We start from the raw sequence: 18,898 nt of genomic DNA, 5'->3' as shown, positions 1-18,898 counted from the left end.
TTGACTGGTCTAGACCAGATTCCCGATTGTGTCTGATAAAACCCTGATATTTTCCTGATAATCTTGTTGCTGGTATGGAATTTGCAATGCTTCACAACGCATAACGTGGAGGATAACACCATGCAGACAGAAATCTTGCGCCAGACCATGATGAGCACGCCGGGCGAAGCTGAAATCAGCAGTAACCGGGGCGTATTGGCAGCAGCGGCGAGTGGATTGAGCGATTTTATCATCACCAAGGGCGCGGATGTCGATCGCGTATTGGGGATCTGCCATATCGATCCCGAGCAGTTGCAACGGCCAACGCTGAGCCTTGGCCTCACCAACTATTGTCAGGTACTGGAAGAAGCGGCCAGACAATCGGGTTGTGATAACTTCGGTTTGCATTACGGCAGGCAGTTCAAACCACAGTCATTAGGCCTGATTGGATACATTGGTCTGTGTTCGCAGACGGCGGAAACGGCACTGCAAAATGTCGTGAATGCCTTTCCTTATCATCAACATAACACGCTAACTCGGCTGGTAGACAAGGGCGATCATTATCGATTCGACTATCAGGTACGTCACGGGAATATTCTCTGCAAACGTCAGGATGCCGAGCTGACGCTGGGCATGGTTTTAAATTTGCTGCGCCACGGCCTCGGCAAAAACTGGGCGCCGCGCGAGGTGCATTTCGAACATCCGCGTCCCGAACAGTGGCACGAGCACTGCAAGATCTTCGATGCGCCGGTGTATTTCGATCAACCGTTCAACTCGTTGATCATCGCCAAGCGAGATCTGCAACGATCGATGCCCGATCAGGATCAGACATTGCTGCTGGTGATGCAGGATGCGATCCGCCGGTTGAATGCCGACAACCTTTCGCCGCAGTCCGTGGTCGATCGCGCGCGATCGCAGGTTAGACAGAGCCTGACGCTCGGTGAGCCGGTGCTGGAAGAGGTCGCCGACAAAATGAGCATGTCGACCAGTTCCCTGCAACGCCGCCTGCGCGAACAGAACCTGACCTTTACCGTGCTGGTCGACAAAGTGCGCTGCGAACTGGCGACCCATTATCTGCAGCAGCAGCAACTGCCGATTTCCGAAATGGCGCTGCTGCTCGGCTACTCCGAAGTCAGCGCCTTCTCGCGGGCGTTTCGCCGCTGGTTTGGCGTGAGCCCGCGTCAATGGCGTCAGGCGCGTCAGCACTAGTCAAAAAGAGGGGGTTTTGTAGCATCAGGGATCGGAATTTACTGACTTTTTAATGAAGCCTATACGGGGCGACAAGCCCGCTCGTATTGTTATCGCGCTCGTGATACTGTGCAAAAAACGGCAATGTAAGCGCGCTCCGAACACCATGATTAACAAAACTATTGACCAGCTTTTAAGCTTATCAACCCATGAAGCGCCCGGTTTCGTAGAAAGTATTTATCAGCAGTGCGACAACAGTGAAGCAAAACCCGAATATCATCTGGTTTTTGGCGTGGATGGGCGTTTTATTCGCCATGCTTTCCTGACGATTCAGTCTGTCATTAATCACAGTCAGGATTGCTGCCTGCATTTTCATATTATTACCGCCGAGAAAATGCACCCCTATAGCGATGACATGCGCACGTTGCTGGCCGGGACGTGCCACGTGATTCATACGCTGACCCTGAACGACTCGCTATTTGGCGCATTGCCTGTCACCGACGTATTTTCCCACGCTATCTATTACCGTTTGCTGGCTCCTTATCTGCTGAGCAAACATGCCCATATTCTTTATCTCGATGCCGATATCATCTGTCTCAATCCCTTTACCGAGCTTTTTAACTTCGCACGTCACGAGAATCGCATTGCCTGCGTGGTGGGTGACAGTCCGGCGCTCGCGGCCTCGCTTGCGGCGGAGATTGGTCTCAAAAACAGCCAGTATTTCAATTCCGGAGTGCTGCTGATGGAGACGCGCCAGTGGCGGGAGAACCAGATAAGCGAACAGGTCATTGCGTTGTTGCTGGCGCGCGGTCAGGAATTTCGCTATATGGATCAAGACGCGCTTAACATCGTGCTCGAGGGCAGGGTGGCGTTCGCACAAACCCGCTTCAATCGACAGCTGATGCTGGCGCATAAACCGGCCGACCACCTGATATTGCCCGAAAAAGAGACCGTTTTTCTGCATTATGCAGGAGCGGATAAACCGTGGCAGCAGTGGAATACGCAGGCGGCGACCCGCTTTTATCGGGAGTTGTACGCACAGTCTGCCTGGTCATCACAGCCTTACGAATTACCCAAAACCGATCAGCAAGCCAAGAAAATGTATAAATTATGCTTTCGGCAGCATGCTTTTTTTAAAGGTATCAAATGGTACCTAAGCTACTATGTGTTGCGTTACTGTAGAAAAGGAAGCTAGAAATTGATTCGTGAATCCGGGAAGAATGTTTTCGCCTATAACCTGAGTTTTCTGGCGCTGCTTTGCGCCTTTTCCATCGACCTGTTTACTTACGGCTATCCGGGTAAGCTGTTTTATCTGGTGAGTTATGTCGCCATCTTTTACACCTTCGTCTATTTCTACCAGAATCGCCGGGCGCTGAATCTCGATAAACCTGCACTGTATTTCTTCATTACGCTATTGCTGGTCGGGTTAAGTCGATTGGTATGGAGCTGGCATTTCAAGCAGACGCATTACGAGGATATTCGCGATAACTACGCGCTGGGAGGCAAACGTTTTGTTATTGCCGCCTTTTTGCTGTTCTATTTTTATCAGTATCGCGCACTGCTGTTGCGCAGCGTATTGAAACTCGGCATCGGCGTAATGTTTATCGGCATGGCTATCTCTCTATGGTACGGACATGTTACCCCCGAGCCGCTAACTCATCGCGCGCAATGGACTTCGGATGCCGCGACAACCGGTGCCTATCTGGTGGTTATCTATGCGATGGCAACCATTGTCGCCGTGCGCGCCTGCTATAAAGACAGCGGTTTTTCCATTCTACTGTTTTCTCTGGTGTTTCTACTCACGATGGGCATGATATTGATGACGGAAACCCGCTCGGCCATCTTGCTGACGCCGCTTATCTTCGCCGCGTTCTTTATCTATTATTACCGCAGCGTGAGCCTGAAAATTCAGCTGGCCCTGGCGCTTGTCATCGTGCTGGCGGCATCATCCGTGGTCTATTTCTCGTGGAACCGTATTTCGCAGATTGGCAGCGATATTGCCGAATACAATACCAACAACGCCACGTCGATTGGTGCCCGCTTCTCGATGTGGGGGCCGGAATACACAGCATCTCGCCTGACATGCTGGGTCAAACCGTGGATAGCCGTTATGCCAAGGCACTGGATTATATCGATAATTCGGAACGTGCGAACCCGGCGGCCAAGAGCAACGTTGCCTATCATCTGCACAATGATTTGCTCGATACGTTCTCCTTGCAGGGTATTTTCGGCTTTATTTCGCTGGCGTTGTTCTTTATTGCGGGCTTCTATTTTTCTTTGCGCAGAAATGCGCTGCAGAATTATGGGACCTTCTTTATTCTGCTGCCGATATTTATTCTCGGTTTGGCTGACACGGTATTAATACAGAGTAATACCGTGCTGATGGTCATTATGGCGCTGGCGCTGTCATTCCCTGTGATGAATAAACCGCGCGTCTAAAAAATAACGGCCACACCCTGCAAAAGGGGTGGCCGAGTCATCCGTCAGGTATTCACCTTAAAGATATTATCCAGCCGACTTATTCCCAATCCGTTAACTTTTCTCACCTTGATCTGCACCGGAATCCGGTCTTTCATCGCCTCGACGTGGCTGATTACGCCAATGGTCTTGCCGCTGGCATTGAGACTGTCGAGCGCATCCAGCGCCGTGTCCAGCGTGTCGGCGTCGAGCGTACCAAAGCCTTCGTCGAGGAACAGCGAATCGATACGCGTCTTGTCGCTGACCAGATCCGACAAGGCCAGCGCCAGCGCAAGACTGACCAGAAAACTTTCGCCACCGGAGAGCGTGCGGGTGTCGCGCACCGCATCGGCCTGCCAGGTATCGACCACCTCAAGCTCAAGCGCGTCGCTGGTCTTGCGTTGCAGGAAGTAGCGGCCATGCAGCTTGTCCATCTGCTTGTTGGCGAGATAAACCAGATGCTCCAGCGTCAATCCCTGCGCAAAACGGCGGAACTTCGCGCCGTCGCTCGAGCCGACGATATGATTGAGATAGCTCCAGTCGTCGTGCTGCTCCTGCGATTGCGCTATCTGCATAAACAGCGCCTGTTGCCCGCTCTGCCGCTGTTTATCGCTTTCCAGCTGACTGCGCAGCTCGCCCTGACGTAATTGCAGGGCGCGCAGCTGATTGTCCAGTGTGGCAAGGCTTTCCTCCAGCGTCTCCAGGGCGGTGTGCTGCTCGTCGAGACCCGCCGGACGGCTTTCGAGATGCTGCACCAACTGTTCGGCGGCCTGTAGCAGCAACGCCTTGCTGCGGGTCTGCTGCTGCTGGAGATTTTCTTTAAGCTGTTGCAGTTCGAGGCGCTGCGCCTCATCGAGAAGCGCCTCGATGACGGCCTGTTCACTGTCGAACTCGCTGGCCTCGAGCGCCTGTAGCCACTCTTTTTGGCCTGTTCATGCCGGGCTTCATTCTGCTTCCGGGTCTGATGGAAGGTCACCAGCTGACCGGCGAGGTTATCCAGCTGTTTTCGGACTTGCTGTAAGGCATCAAACGCCCGCTCGCGTGTCTGTTCGGCGGCCTGCTGCTGCTGACGTAAGTGCTCACGCACCTGAGCAACCTGCCTGTCGCCAAACAGGTCGCTGCGCTGCGCGCGAAGCTGAGTTAATCCCTGTTCTTTTTCGGCGAGTTGCTGCGTGCGGGTAGCGAGTGCGAGCTGGCTATCGGCGAGGGTTTTTCCAGCAGCTGGCGGCGAGCCGTGAGCGTCGCTTCCTGCTGTTGCGCCTGATGCTGTTCGTTTAGCGCAGTTTGCAGCGCATCTCGGGCCTGTTGCATGGCCAGTGCCGCCGCGTCGTGTCGAGCCAGCCACTGCTGATACTGCGTTTCCTGCTCTTCGCATTCGCGCAGCCAGTTTTCCAGCTGTTCATGGTCGTGCAACGAAGCACTGGGTGACTGCGCGGGGCTGTTCGCCTGCCACTGTTCGAGGTAGTCCGCCTGCTGTCTTTCGTCTTGGTCGAGAGCCTGTTGCAGCCGCTGCTGCTGTTCTTTCAGGCTTTCCGTTCGGGTGCGCAGTTCGGTTCCGGTGGTTTGCAATGTGTCCGTTTCACGGCGCAAAACCTCCGCCCGCCGCTGCGTTTCAGACACACTGACCGCCTGATACTGCGCGATGGCCGGATGCGACGTGGAGCCGCACAGCGGACAGGGGGCGTCCGTCTGCAAACGGGCGCGCTCGGCTTCAAGGCTGACAATCAACTGCTCCTGCTTCAGCAGGGTTTCGACGTCGGTAAGGTGCTGTTTCTTCTGTTTAAACTGTTCACGCGTGGCGTTGAGACGCGTTTGAAGCCCAGTCAGTTCAGTCTGGCGCGCGGCAAATTCCTGCTGCTGTTGCGCTATTCGCTGACTCAATTGCCGAGAGAGCGGCAACAGCCGGGAGAGTTGAAGGCGACGCGGGCGAAGCGCAATCAGTTCTGCCTGTTGCTGACGCAAGGTGGCTGCGGGCGACTGTTGTTCCAGTTCGCTCTGCTGGCGGGTCCGGGTTTCCAGCGCGGTGAGCAGCTCGTGCTCTTTGACCTTGAACTGACGGCTTTTTTGCTCGAGAGCCGTTTGCTCGACCATGAGTTGGCGGAGATGTTGCGCCTGTTCCTGAACCTGCCGCTGATGTTTGCCATGATCCTGACGATCGTTGTCAAGGTGATCCGCCAGAGACATTATCTTGTTGTCCAGCGGCAGGATCTGGTCGTCAATCAGTTGATCCTGCTGCCGTTTTTCCTCTTCCTGCTTTTTCTGCGCCGCGACGGCGTTTTCCAGCGCCTGCGCCAGTGGCGTCAGGGTGGTGTCGAGCTGCTGCTGCTCGGCATCGAGGCGGGCGAGAGTGCGCAGGGACTCATCCAGCGCGTGCTGATGCTGCTGCCGCTCTTTCAATAAAGGCCGCAGTTTTTCCGCCGGTTCGCTGCGCGCAAGACGTTGCAACTGCGGTAAAGCCTGTTGCGCCTGCTGTTCGGTATCGTTGAGTTGCTGCTGATAATGCTGGTGTTTTTGCTGCTCGCTGTGCCACTGCCGTAGCCAGTCCAGCCCTCGCTGCTGTTGCGCGGAGGACTGAACCAGAGCATTTTCCTGCTCGGCCAGTTGCAGCCGTTCCTGCTCAAGCAACTGGCGCTGTTCTTCGCTCAGCAGTTCGATGCCCGCCGCGCGCTGATGCAGTTGATCGAGGTCGATTTTCGCCTGTTTGTGGCGCTCGAACACTTGCGCAGACAGGCGGCCATAGATTTCGGTGCCGGTCAGTTCTTCGAGCAGATCGGCGCGTTCATTGGGTTTGGCGTTGAGGAAGGCGGCAAACTGCCCCTGCGACAGCATCATCGACTTGGTGAAACGGCCAAAATCCAGACCTGTCAGCTCGGCTATCGCGGGCAGTTTGTCGCGCACCTTGTCGGCCAGTATCTTGCCGTCGGCCATTTGCGCCAACTCAACCTTGGGTGCCTGCAAATTGCCGGTCGGGGAATTACCGGCGCGGCGCTGGCTCCAGAAGGCGCGATAGCCGATGCCCTTGACCTCGAACTCGACCTCGGCCAGAGATTCGGCCGTATGACGAGTCATCAATTCATTCTGGGTCGGCGAGACCTCGAGACGCGGCGTCTTGTGATACAACGCCAGACAGATGGCGTCGAGCAGGGTGGTTTTTCCCGCACCGGTCGCGCCCGTAATGGCAAACAGCCCGTTGCTGGCGAAAGGCTCGGCGGTGAAATCAATCTTCCATTCACCTTCCAGCGAATTGATATTTTTTAAACGTAAGGAGAGAATTTTCACTGGGCGGCGTCCTCTGCCGAATGGCCGTGCTCGACCTCTTCAACCAACTGGGTAAACAGTGTGCGGATCCGCTGCTGTCGGCCCGCTTCAGCGCCAGTATCCTGCGCCAGCCGACGTTCGAACACGTCATTCACACTCAGCTCTTTGAGCGTCTCTTTTTCCTGTTGCAACAGTCCCTGCATCCTTTGTTCCTTGCTGCGGCGCAGTAACACGACTTCGACCGGTAACGGGTCGGTGAGTTGCTGGATGCGGCGTTGAATATCGCTGAGATAATCCTGGGTCGCGACCTCGATATCCAGCCAGACGGTGCCCTGTTCCGCGTGCGATTCATAGGCCAGCAATTGCTGCTCTATTTCGGCGAGCGTGCCGCGTACGATTTCCATAGGTTGCGTGCGCGGCACGGGCAGCGTTTCTACGGCGTTGAGCGTTGCGCCTGTGAAATCCAGCAGGTACACGCTTTTCTCGTTGCTCGCCTCGTCGAAACTCAGGGGAATAGGGGAGCCGCTGTAGCGAATATGCTCTGTTTTGGCAATCTTCTGCGCGCGGTGAATATGGCCGAGCGCGACATAGTCGACGGGCGGGAAAGCCTGCGCGGGAAAGGCGTCGAGCGTGCCGATGTAGATATCGCGCACCGAATCCGAAGTGGTGACACCGACGGTGGTGAGATGGCCGGTGGCGATGATGGGCAACGCGAGGCCGAGCGCATCGCGCCGTTCGCAGGCCGCCTGATACAGCGACGAATAATGCTGGGTAATCGCCTCCTGAAGGGCCATCTGCTTTTCATTACCGGACTGCCCGGCGCGGCTCGCCAGCAGATCACGGGGGCGCAGAAACGGAATGGCACAGAGAATCGCGCCCGGATTGCCTTGCCTGTCTTGCAGGGTGATGACCTGACGCGCGAGAGTGTCGCCGACGGTCGCGATAACTTGGGTATTCAGGCAGGAGAGCAGCTCGCGCGATTCGTTCAGGGTTGCGACGGAGTCGTGATTACCGGCCAGCACCACCAGCTGACAGCCTGTGCGCTGCAAATTGACGATAAAACGGTTATACAACTCGCGCGCGTAGCTTGGCGGCGAGCCGGTATCGAAGATGTCGCCCGCGACGATGACCGCATCGACCCGATGCTGTTCAACCTGCGTGATGAGCCAGTCGAGAAAGGCCTGATGCTCCGGCGCGCGGCTTTTGGTAAAAAAGTACTGACCGAGGTGCCAGTCAGAGGTGTGAATCAGTCGCATGAGGGTCTCGCGGTTGCGGTAACAGACGGCAAGTATAAACGTCCGGCACGGCCGCTGTCGTTGGAAAATCGTTGCAGGGACAATCCTCTGGGGTGAAGATGACGGCTTGACGACAGTTCGCGGCGCGCCGAATTTTTATTCATAAATCTGTCACAAAACTGACGCATAATGACCGCCGAAATCAAAATTAAGTTCGCTAACTTATTTGGCAGGCTATCAAAATGGCTAGACGCATATTAGTTGTGGAAGATGAAGCACCGATCCGTGAAATGGTTTGTTTTGTGCTTGAGCAGAATGGATATCACCCCATTGAAGCTGAAGATTTCGATTCGGCAATCAATCGTCTGATTGAGCCGTATCCCGAGTTGATTCTCCTCGACTGGATGCTACCGGGCGGTTCCGGGATCCAGTTTATCAAACACCTCAAGCGCGAAGCGCTGACCCGGGAAATTCCGGTGATGATGCTCACCGCCCGCGGTGAAGAAGAAGATCGCGTGCGCGGGCTGGAAGTCGGTGCCGACGACTACATCACCAAACCCTTCTCTCCAAAAGAGCTGGTGGCGCGCATCAAGGCCGTCATGCGCCGAATCTCGCCAATGGCGGTCGAAGAAGTCATCGATATGAAGGGCTTGAGTCTGGATCCCTCCTCACATCGCGTCATGGCCAACGAACTGGCGCTCGACATGGGCCCGACAGAATTCAAACTGCTGCACTTCTTTATGACTCACTCCGAACGCGTTTACAGCCGCGAACCAGTTGCTCAATAACGTCTGGGGCACTAACGTTTACGTGGAAGACCGCACGGTGGACGTGCATATTCGCCGCCTGCGCAAGGCGCTGGAAACCAGCGGACATGACCGTATGATTCAAACGGTGCGTGGAACAGGCTACCGCTTCTCCGTACGCTACTGATATTTTCTCTCTTTCAGGATGCTTTCGAACAGGCATCCTGAAAGAGGCCGCTTACGGTTTTATATCTTTCACTCACAGCGGAGATACTGTGTGTTAGAACGATTGTCGTGGAAACGGCTGGCGGGAGAACTGTTCATGTTCTGCTGTCCGGCGCTTATTCTTGCCATCTTTATCGGCCATCTGCCGTGGCTGCTGCTGCTCTCTCTCGCGGCGGCACTAGGCTGGAACTACTATAACCAGCTTAAACTCTCGCACTGGCTGTGGCTTGACCGCAGCATCACCCCGCCGAGCGGTCTGTGGAGCTGGGAACCGCTTTTTTACGGCCTGAACCAGATGCAGATGCGCAACCGGCGCAGAAGGCGCGAGCTGGCGCTGCTGATTAAACGTTTTCGCAGCGGCGCAGAATCCCTGCCCGATGCCGTGGTGCTGACCACCGAAGAGGGCAATATTTTCTGGTGCAACGGTCTGGCGCAGGAACTGCTCGGCTTTCGCTGGCCCGAAGATAACGGCCAGCATCTTTTCAACCTGCTGCGCTATCCCGAACTGCGCATCTGGATCCAGAGTCGTGATTTTACTCGTCCGCTGACCTTGCAGCTCAACAATGGTCATTACGTGGAATTCCGCGTGATGCCGTATTCCGAAGGCCAGTTGCTGATTGTGGCCCGTGACGTCACCCAGATGCGCCAGCTTGAAGGCGCACGCCGCAACTTCTTTGCCAACGTCAGCCATGAATTGCGTACGCCGCTGACCGTGTTGCAGGGGTATCTCGAAATGATGGACGACGACGCGCTGGAAGAGCCGTTTCGCAGCAAGGCGCTGGACACCATGCAGGCGCAGACGCGCCGCATGGACGGCTTGGTCAAGCAGCTTCTGACGCTTTCTCGCATCGAAGCAGCCACTAACATCGACCTGCACGAAAAGGTCGATATTCCGGCGATGCTGGGCATGCTCGAGCGCGAGGTACAGACTTTGAGCAACGGCCGTCATGACATTACCTTCAAGGTTGACGACCAGCTCAAGGTGTTTGGCAATGACGATCAACTGCGCAGCGCCGTCTCGAATCTGGTCTACAACTCGGTAAACCACACGCCGGAAGGCACGCGGATAGAAGTCAGCTGGCAGAAGTCGACGCAGGGCGCGCACTTTGAAATCACGGACAACGGACCGGGCATCGCGCCGCAGCACATTCCACGACTGACGGAGCGATTCTATCGCGTCGACAAGGCGCGTTCACGGCAGACCGGCGGCAGCGGACTGGGGCTTGCGATTGTGAAACATGCGCTGACGCACCATCATTCGCGGCTGGAAATCAGCAGCGAAATCGGCGTCAGTACACGTTTTATGTTCACGTTGCCGCCGCGTTTGATTGTCGGTCAGGAAATAAAAAGTTCCACGGCATGAAGTTTTGACACCCGATCATGAATTTTTTCAAGTGACGTGAAAATTCCTCGTTTTGCGATGTGCCTCTTTCATGGCAGGATAGCCTTAAAGCCGTTTAGACATCCAGAAGTCTAAATATAACCCCCGGTAATTATTTACATTGTTAACTAATTATCGGGAAAGGCATCCTTATTCATTTGTTGCCATGATGTCTTGCCAGAATGTTGCCGGCATCGTGACCCATCCGGGAGTTTATTATGTCTGTAGCCAACCCTGTTTATCGCGCCGAAGTTGTCGGCAGTTTCCTGCGTCCCGAAGCCCTGAAAGTGGCACGTCAGCAGTTCAAGGCCGGTGAAATCGATGCCGCACAGCTTCGCGCTGTCGAAGACACCGAAATCCGCCGTGTGGTTGAGCTGCAACGCGAAGCCGGTTTGCAAGTGGTTACTGACGGTGAGTTCCGCCGTGCATGGTGGCACTTTGATTTCTTCGAAGGGTTGCAGGGCGTTGAAGGTTACGACGCAGAGCAGGGCATTCAGTTCAACGGCGTGCAGACGAAATCCCGCAGCATCAAGGTCGTCGACAAGATTGCCTTCGGCGAGCACGAGATGCTCGAGCATTTCCGTTTCCTGAAAAGCATCAGCGGCGACGCGGTGCCAAAAATGACCATTCCAAGCCCGAGCGTGATGCACTTCCGCTTTAACCGCGATGCCGTAAAACATGTGTATCCGAATATCGAAGACTACTTTGACGATTTGGCGCAGGTCTACCGTGATGCAATCAACGCCTTCTATGCCGCAGGCTGCCGTTATCTACAACTGGATGACACCGTTTGGGCCTACCTCTGTTCGGAAGATCAGAAGAAACAGATCATTGCCCGTGGCGATACGCCGGAAGCGCTGGCGAAAACCTATGCTCGCGTGCTGAACAAGGCGATTGAAGGCAAGCCGGATGACCTGATAATCGGTCTGCATGTGTGTCGCGGCAACTTCCGCTCAACCTGGATTTCCGAAGGCGGCTATGAGCCGGTGGCAGAGATTCTGTTTGGCACCGTGAACATCGATCGCTTCTTCCTGGAATACGATAACGAGCGTTCGGGCGGTTTCGAGCCACTGCGTTTCATCAAGCCGGGTCGACAGCAGGCGGTGTTGGGCCTGATCACCACCAAAACCGGCGAGCTGGAATTGGCGAAGGACGTGGAAACACGTATTAAAGAAGCGACCGAATATCTGGATATCCAGCAGATTTGCCTAAGCCCGCAGTGTGGATTCGCCTCGACGGAAGAAGGCAACAGCCTGACCGAGAAGCAGCAATGGGACAAGCTGAAGCTGGTTGTGGATATCGCTGCGAAGATTTGGTAGTGCCTGACCTGTCGAGTAACAGGTGCGTTCGCCGCCTTCCTGTCACTCGACATCTCAGCACGTATCATAGAGGGCAGCGTCAAGATTCAAGCCTCTACGCCCGCAAGTTCGTTAAGAGGCAAAATGGGTGATGTCTTTTGAAAAGAATCAAATAGAAGACAAAAAGTCACCGGAGCAATCATAATCTCCCGAATAATTGTGCGTGAAATGGCCCTAATGTGGTTGTTTCGCGCACTTTTCATTTCATTAAAGCTCAAAGTGGGCTTTTATCGCTCAAAAATCATACGTATCATGTGATGATTTATTGTCTATATCCAGTGTATATTACTGTTCAGGGTTTTAAATCCAGCTGAACACTCTGCTTTTGGGATCGAGACTTGCCTTCATACACTATAAAAGCGTACCTTAGCGCCGCTGTGATTGGCACCACCCCTGCATAACTACGTCTTTTTTTACTCTAGCCAGGCGTTTCAGCTCTCTCTGGATGTGTGGAACGGGCGCGTATCGTCTTCCCGAAATCGAGAGACTTCCTCAGAGTTTGAGCCGGGTGTCAGCATCAGCAGCGGACATTTTTATTCATTTGCACAGGCATCACGACATCTATCATGAGTCATCGTTTAACTAGCAAAGATATTCTGGCATTGGGTTTCATGACCTTTGCCTTATTCGTCGGCGCGGGGAACATCATCTTCCCGCCGATGGTCGGATTGCAGGCGGGTCACCACGTCTGGTGGGCTGCACTCGGCTTCATGATAACGGCCGTGGGCCTACCGGTCATTACCGTGGTTGCGCTGGCGCGCGTCGGCGGCGGCATTGATGCTCTTAGTACGCCGATTGGCCGCAAGGCGGGTCTGCTGCTGGCAACAGTCTGCTATCTGGCCGTCGGCCCTCTGTTTGCCACGCCGCGTACCGCAACGGTTTCCTTTGAAGTCGGCATTGCGCCGCTGACCGGTGATGGCGCGATGCCGCTGCTGGTTTACAGCCTTATCTACTTTGTGCTGGTTATCGGTATTTCGCTGTATCCGGGCCGTCTGCTCGATACCGTGGGCCATATTCTGGCGCCGCTGAAAATTTTTGCGCTGGCCGTGCTGGGTATTGCCGCCGTGCTGTGGCCTGCGGGTCAACCGCTGCCGCCAACGCCTGCCTATGAAGCGGTTCCGTTCTCCAACGGCTTTATCAATGGTTATCTAACCATGGATACCCTGGGTGCGCTGGTGTTCGGCATCGTTATCGTCAACGCGGCACGTTCGCGCGGCGTGAAAGAAGCCAAACTGCTGACCCGTTACACCATCTGGGCGGGCCTGATTGCCGGTCTGGGCCTGTTGCTTGTGTACCTCAGCCTGTTCAAGCTGGGTGTGAACACCGCTTCGCTGGCACCGCAGGCGCAAAACGGCGCGGTTATCCTGCACACTTATGTCCAGCAGACGTTCGGCGGTGTCGGAAGCTTCTTCCTGGCGGCATTGATCTTCATCGCCTGTATGGTTACGGCGGTTGGCCTGACCTGTGCCTGTGCGGAGTTCTTCGCGCAATATGTGCCGCTGTCGTACAAGACGCTGGTATTTATTCTGGGTCTGTTCTCGATGCTGGTGTCCAATCTGGGCCTGAGCCATCTGATTCAGATTTCAGTGCCGGTACTGACTGCCATCTATCCGCCATGTATCGTCCTGATTCTGCTGAGCTTTACTCTGCGCTGGTGGAACAGTTCAACGCGTATCATTGCGCCGGTGATGCTGGTCAGCCTGATTTTCGGTATTATCGACGGCATCAAGACCGCCGATTTTGGCAGCCTTCTGCCAGCCTGGACCCTGCAACTGCCGCTGGCGGAACAAGGTCTGGCCTGGTTGCCGCCTTCTGCCATTATCCTGCTGCTGGCCGTGGTGTATGACAAGGTGAGCGGCGCGCGTAACGTCACTGCCCATCAGTAATGTACGCTTGCTGGACGCCCGCAAGACGCGGCGTCGGGATTGATTAAGCTTTCGCCAATTAAGGCCACGGAACTGTTTCCGTGGCTTTTTCGTTGGCAGAGGATAGGGGTCTGTGCGCCGTTATCCCGTTTTTTAGACTGCGCTTTATGATTTGGAATTTTTAAATGCAACAATCTCTAGAAACAAAGTCGGCAGAAACGCCCCCGAACTCGCTTAAACGCGGATTAAGCACCCGACACATCCGCTTTATGGCGCTAGGCTCGGCCATCGGAACCGGCCTGTTTTACGGCTCGGCAGACGCAATCAAGATGGCCGGTCCCAGCGTTTTGCTGGCGTATCTGGTTGGCGGGATTATCGCGTTCATTATCATGCGTGCGCTGGGCGAGATGTCGGTCAACAATCCGCAGACCGGCTCGTTTTCCCGCTACGCGCAAGACTATCTCGGCCCGCTGGCGGGGTATATCACCGGCTGGACCTACTGCTTTGAAATCCTGATTGTGGCGATTGCCGATGTCACGGCGTTCGGCATCTATATGGGTGTCTGGTTCCCTGATGTGCCGCACTGGATGTGGGTACTGAGTGTGGTGCTTATCATTGGCGGCATCAATATGATGAGCGTCAAGGTGTTCGGCGAACTGGAGTTCTGGTTCTCTTTCTTTAAAGTGCTGACCATTATCGTGATGATTGTCGCCGGTTTTGGCATCATCATCTGGGGTATCGGCAACGGCGGCCATCCGACCGGTATCAGCAATCTGTGGAGCCACGGCGGCTTCTTCAGTCAGGGCATCATGGGTACCGTGCTGTCCCTGCAACTGGTGATGTTTGCCTATGGCGGCATCGAAATCATCGGCATCACGGCCGGTGAAGCGGATGACCCGAAAACCTCGATTCCAAAAGCCATCAACTCCGTGCCATGGCGTATTCTGGTGTTCTACGTGGCGACGCTGTTTGTCATCATGTCGATTTTCCCGTGGGATCAGGTCGGAACGCAGGGCAGTCCGTTCGTGCTGACCTTCCAGCATATGGGCATTACCGTGGCGGCCGGCATTCTGAACTTCGTGGTGATTACCGCCTCGCTGTCGGCGATTAACAGCGATGTGTTCGGCGTAGGCCGCATGCTGCACGGCATGGCGCAGCAGGGACAGGCTCCGAAGATGTTCGCCAAGGTTTCCCGTCGTGGTACGCCGGTCGTTACCGTGCTGGTGATGATGGCAGCACTGCTGGTGGCGGTGTATCTCAACTACATCATGCCGGAAAGTGTCTTCCTGGTGATTGCTTCCCTCGCGACCTTCGCGACCGTGTGGGTGTGGATAATGATCCTGTTCTCGCAGATTGCGTTCCGTCGTCAACTGAGCCGTGAGCAGGTTGCCGAGCTGGCGTTTCCGCTGCGTGGCGGCATCGTGACCTCCGTTATTGCGATTATCTTCCTGTTCTTTATCATCGGGTTGATTGGCTACTTCCCGGATACCCGCGTGTCGCTGTATGCGGGTGGCGTCTGGGTGGTGGCACTGCTGCTGGGTTACTGGATTAAATCTCGTCGCGCCCCGCGTATCGCCTGACAATAAAAAAGGAGGTAAGCACTCGCTTACCTCCTTTACCTTTGCGCGTCTTGACTCGCCGACGCCCATTACCTTCTTTTTGCAAAAGGCTTAATAGCCGATGGCAGCCCCTGCCGGACGACGCACGTCGTTGGCACCGTACAGATAACCTTCACGCACTTTCCCGGATACCGCAGCATCGTTGCCCGAGCTTTGTGGCGTTACGCCCGCCGCCCCCGGCAAACCGACCATAATCAGCTCGGCCGCGCCCCACGGGGTCTGCTCGACCATCTTGTAGCCCATTTTCTGCAACAGGTTCAGGCTGTCTGTGGAAACGCCGCGCTGCTCGTAATAGACTTCGTCCGGCAGCCACTGATGGTGGATGCGGGGCGCATTGACCGCCTCTTGCGGAGGCATGCCGAAGTCAATGACGTTGAGCGCGGTTTCCAACGTGATAGTAATGATGCGCGACCCGCCTGGCGACCCCAGAACCATAAAGGTTTTGCCGTCTTTAGTGACTAAACTCGGGCTCATCGATGATAGTGGGCGCTTACCTGGAGCGATGGCGTTACGGCTGCCCTGCACCAGTCCATACAGGTTTTTCTCACCGACCTTACTGGTGAAATCGTCCATTTCGTCGTTGAGGAAGAAGCCGGTGCCCGGCGCAATTTCAATCGAGCCAAACAGACCGTTGATGGTGTAGGTGGTAGAAACCGCGTTGCCCATTTTGTCGACGATGGAATAATGCGTGGTTTCCGGCTTCTCGTGCGGTTCCATGCCCGGCTCGACCTGTGTTGACGGCGTGGCCTTGTCCGCTTCAATCTTCTTGCGAATGTCGGCGGCGTAGCTTTTGCTCAGCAGGCGGTCAATCGGGTTGTTCACAAAGGCCGGGTCGCCGAGGAAGGTGTTGCGGTCCATATAGGCATGGCGCATGGCTTCGGTCAGCGTATGAATGGCGGCCGCCGAGTTAAAGCCCATGCTCTTGAGGTCGTAGCCTTCAAGAATGTTGAGCGTTTCGCACAGCGTCACGCCGCCCGAGCTTGGCGGAGGCGCAGAGACAAATTTGTAGCCGCGATAGCTACAGGTTACCGGTGCGGTTTCGGTCACTTTATAGTTGGCGAAGTCGGCCGCCGTAATGATGCCCCCGCCTTTTTTCGAGGCTGCCTCGACGGCGGCCGGGATTTTGCCTTTATAGAAGGCATCGGGACCGCGTCTTGAAATGGCCTCCAGCGTGTTGGCGAGGTCTTTCTGCACCAGTCTGTCGCCCGGCTGCAACGGCGTGCCGTCTTTGCGCAGGAAGATTTTCGCCACTTCCGGTTCGTCTTTGAACTTGGCGGTTTTGGTATCCAGAATGTCGGTATCGGCGCGGGTCAGCACAAACCCCTGACGAGCCAGTTTAATCGCCGGGGCCATGACCTGCGCGCGGCTCAGCTTGCCGTATTCGCGCTGGGCGTGATCCAGTCCCATGACCGTGCCCGGCACGCCAACGGCGAGATAGCCGTACAGGCTGGCCCCTTTTTGACATTGCCCTGCGCATCGAGATACATGTTGGCGCTGGCCGCCGCAGGCGCCATTTCACGGAAGTTGATGAAGGTGTCTTTGCCGTCGGCCAGATGCACGGTCATGAAGCCGCCGCCGCCAATGTTACCGCAGCACGGGTTGACCACCGCTTCGGCGTAGCCCACCGCAACGGCGGCGTCGATGGCGTTGCCGCCTTTCTTGAGAATATCCACGCCCACCTGCGAGGCCAGGTATTGCGACGTCACTACCATGCCGTTGCGGGCTTCGACCGCGGGGGCCGAAGCGGCAAGTACCGAACCGCTGACCAGCAATGCCGCGAGTGTCAGCGGCACCGTCAACGGCTTTTTCCATGCGTGTAAAAACATAAAATCTCCTGTCGTACCCTGTCTAAAAAAACATGCAGGAAAAATCTGCATCAATAAAATCACATCAATAAGCCTCTATGTTATTTAACATTTTTTGGCTAAAGGCAAGCAGGAGAGTGTGAGGATGGGAGAAAGTGCGGAATAGCAGCCAATAAAAACGGCCAGCATAAGCTGACCGTAAAGATAAACGCATTCAGGTTTTCACCTGAGGGTCGATTACAGACCTTTGGCGTTTTCAGACAGGTAGGAAGCGACACCGTTTGGTGATGCGTCCATACCTTTTTTGCCTTTTTCCCACTGCGCAGGGCAAACTTCGCCGTGTGCTTCGTGGAATTGCAGCGCGTCAACCATGCGCAGCATTTCGTCGATGTTACGGCCCAGCGGCAGGTCGTTGACAACCTGGTGACGCACAATGCCTTTATCGTCGATCAGGAAAGAACCACGCAGCGCAACGCCCGCTTCAGGGTGTTCGATGCCGTAGGCTTTCTGGATTTCGCGCTTGATGTCGGCAACCATCGCGTATTTCACTTTGCCGATGCCGCCGTTCTCGACAGGGGTGTTACGCCATGCGTTGTGAACGAACTCGGAGTCGAAGGAAATACCTACAACTTCAACACCCTTGGACTGGAAGTCTTCGTAACGGTTGTCGAAAGCGATAAGTTCGGATGGGCACACGAAGGTGAAGTCCATCGGCCAGAAGAAGACAACCGTTGCCTTGCCTGCGGTGTGTTTTTTAAAGTTGAAGTTATCAACAACTTCGCCGCTGCCAAGTACAGCTGCAGCAGTAAAATCTGGGGCCGGACGGGTTACCAGAACCATAACAACTCCTTTCTAGTATTTAATTAAATGAAGGGGATAATAATTTCGGGGCCAGTATAAGGGCAATGGGGGGTGATAAAACCCCACCACACCAATCGATCAGATAGCACTCGGCTATCAAATGTGATCTAGATCTGATTATTGCTGGCATGCAGCATCATTGACGGGTAAAACGCCCAGAACTGGCGTTCCAGCAGTTGATAATGGCGTTCAACGTCGGAAAATGACCCGGCCAGCGCCGCCAGTTTGGGACGACGATTGGCCATGCCCTGTAATACATCCTGAATAAAGGGCAGTTCGGCGTAGCGTTCCATCCAGCGTTGCGACCACAGATAACCGTTGAGATTGCGAAAACGCTCGGGCGTATCGGCAAGATGAGGCTCGATGGACGACTGACACTGCTGAATAAAAGTCGCAAGCGGCGTGCTCGGGCAGATGACATTCCAGTGACGTGACAGGAAGTGATCCCATACCACGTCGAGCGTGATAGGCGCAACGCGATGATAATCGGCGCTGAAAAACCCGCGTGCCACTTTGACTTCGGGCAGGGTGTCGGTCATGACATCGACACGGCGATGCATGCGAATTCCGCTGACAACCTCGGCAGAATACAGGCCGTCGGGGTTACCGCGTACGAAGTCCGCCATCAGGTTTCCCAATAGCGAACTGTCGGCCAGCTTGGCCAAATGAAGGTGAGCAAGAAAATTCATCCGCGCAGTATACCTGTTTTATCAGCAAGAACACCCGCTGTTACCTGATTTATTCCGGTGAAAGCTTGCAGGTGACCCCCTCTCGCTCTAGACTAAGCCGCCTGTTTTTTTATCCTTCATACTTCGCGCTGCAAGTGCGTTGGCTACGCCCGCTCACCCCAGTTACTTACTTGTGGGGCGTCTATAAAGGATATGCGTGTTTTATCACTACGTTAAATTTAAGTGGAAATGT

The 18,898-nt window shown here is 55.1% G+C and carries 10 protein-coding genes and 3 pseudogenes; 8 read left to right on the top strand and 5 right to left on the bottom strand.

The features are described 5' to 3' along the window. The first annotated feature begins 147 nt into the window (after window positions 1–147). The 3 genes from qhpR (at window position 148) to O1V66_RS13175 (ending at window position 3,529) form a co-directional block, all read left to right on the top strand. Window positions 148–1,188, top strand: coding sequence for an AraC-like transcriptional regulator QhpR (gene qhpR, locus O1V66_RS13185; RefSeq protein WP_414058484.1), 1,041 nt, complete (start codon window positions 148–150; stop codon window positions 1,186–1,188). Window positions 1,189–1,333: 145 nt separating this feature from the next. Then, window positions 1,334–2,362 carry a glycosyltransferase family 8 protein gene (locus O1V66_RS13180; protein ID WP_160292246.1) on the top strand — a complete coding sequence of 343 codons (1,029 nt, stop codon included), beginning with the start codon at window positions 1,334–1,336 and terminating at the stop codon, window positions 2,360–2,362. 3 nt (window positions 2,363–2,365) lie between these two features. Continuing rightward, window positions 2,366–3,529 carry a hypothetical protein gene (locus O1V66_RS13175; protein WP_269127660.1) on the top strand — a complete coding sequence of 388 codons (1,164 nt, stop codon included), beginning with the start codon at window positions 2,366–2,368 and terminating at the stop codon, window positions 3,527–3,529. 121 nt (window positions 3,530–3,650) lie between these two features. Here the strand turns inward: O1V66_RS13175 and sbcC are convergent. Continuing rightward, window positions 3,651–6,903 (bottom strand): annotated as a pseudogene (gene sbcC, locus O1V66_RS13170) (exonuclease subunit SbcC). Then, on the bottom strand, window positions 6,900–8,138 hold the full coding sequence (gene sbcD, locus O1V66_RS13165; protein WP_045046019.1) for an exonuclease subunit SbcD: 1,239 nt from the start codon (window positions 8,136–8,138) through the stop codon (window positions 6,900–6,902). Before sbcD ends, sbcC begins: the two are co-directional and overlap by 4 nt. A 221-nt stretch (window positions 8,139–8,359) precedes the next feature. On the opposite strand from sbcD, the pseudogene phoB reads away from it, so the two are divergent. The 5 genes and pseudogenes from phoB to proY all read left to right on the top strand — a co-directional run bounded on the left by phoB (window position 8,360) and on the right by proY (window position 15,272). Further along, window positions 8,360–9,050, top strand: a pseudogene (gene phoB / locus O1V66_RS13160) (phosphate response regulator transcription factor PhoB). Between the two features lie 90 nt (window positions 9,051–9,140). Next, window positions 9,141–10,451 carry a phosphate regulon sensor histidine kinase PhoR gene (gene phoR, locus O1V66_RS13155; RefSeq protein WP_045046021.1) on the top strand — a complete coding sequence of 437 codons (1,311 nt, stop codon included), beginning with the start codon at window positions 9,141–9,143 and terminating at the stop codon, window positions 10,449–10,451. A 236-nt stretch (window positions 10,452–10,687) separates the two neighbouring features. Beyond that, window positions 10,688–11,788: a cobalamin-independent methionine synthase II family protein gene (locus O1V66_RS13150; RefSeq protein WP_045046022.1), complete on the top strand. Its 1,101-nt coding sequence runs from the start codon at window positions 10,688–10,690 to the stop codon at window positions 11,786–11,788. 605 nt (window positions 11,789–12,393) lie between these two features. Continuing rightward, the gene (brnQ, locus tag O1V66_RS13145; protein ID WP_045046023.1) at window positions 12,394–13,713 is read left to right on the top strand and encodes a branched-chain amino acid transport system II carrier protein; all 1,320 of its coding nucleotides are present in this window, start codon (window positions 12,394–12,396) and stop codon (window positions 13,711–13,713) included. A gap of 164 nt (window positions 13,714–13,877) precedes the next feature. Beyond that, window positions 13,878–15,272 carry a proline-specific permease ProY gene (proY, locus tag O1V66_RS13140; protein ID WP_045046024.1) on the top strand — a complete coding sequence of 465 codons (1,395 nt, stop codon included), beginning with the start codon at window positions 13,878–13,880 and terminating at the stop codon, window positions 15,270–15,272. A gap of 90 nt (window positions 15,273–15,362) precedes the next feature. On the opposite strand, the pseudogene ggt reads toward proY, so the two are convergent. From ggt to O1V66_RS13125, 3 genes and pseudogenes are all read right to left on the bottom strand, one after another. Beyond that, window positions 15,363–17,137, bottom strand: a pseudogene (ggt, locus tag O1V66_RS13135) (gamma-glutamyltransferase). A 216-nt stretch (window positions 17,138–17,353) separates the two neighbouring features. After that, complete coding sequence (locus O1V66_RS13130; RefSeq protein WP_045046026.1) at window positions 17,354–17,956, bottom strand: peroxiredoxin C; 603 nt, start codon at window positions 17,954–17,956, stop codon at window positions 17,354–17,356. A gap of 128 nt (window positions 17,957–18,084) precedes the next feature. After that, a complete protein-coding gene (locus O1V66_RS13125; protein WP_045046027.1) occupies window positions 18,085–18,666 on the bottom strand; it encodes an ACP phosphodiesterase in 582 nt (193 codons plus the stop codon). Window positions 18,667–18,898 lie beyond the last annotated feature (232 nt).

It is taken from the genome of Rouxiella chamberiensis, from assembly GCF_026967475.1.
Taxonomy (GTDB): domain Bacteria; phylum Pseudomonadota; class Gammaproteobacteria; order Enterobacterales; family Enterobacteriaceae; genus Rouxiella; species Rouxiella chamberiensis.
Note: the sequence above shows the minus strand (reverse complement) of the source record. Positions and strands in the feature narration are given on the sequence as shown.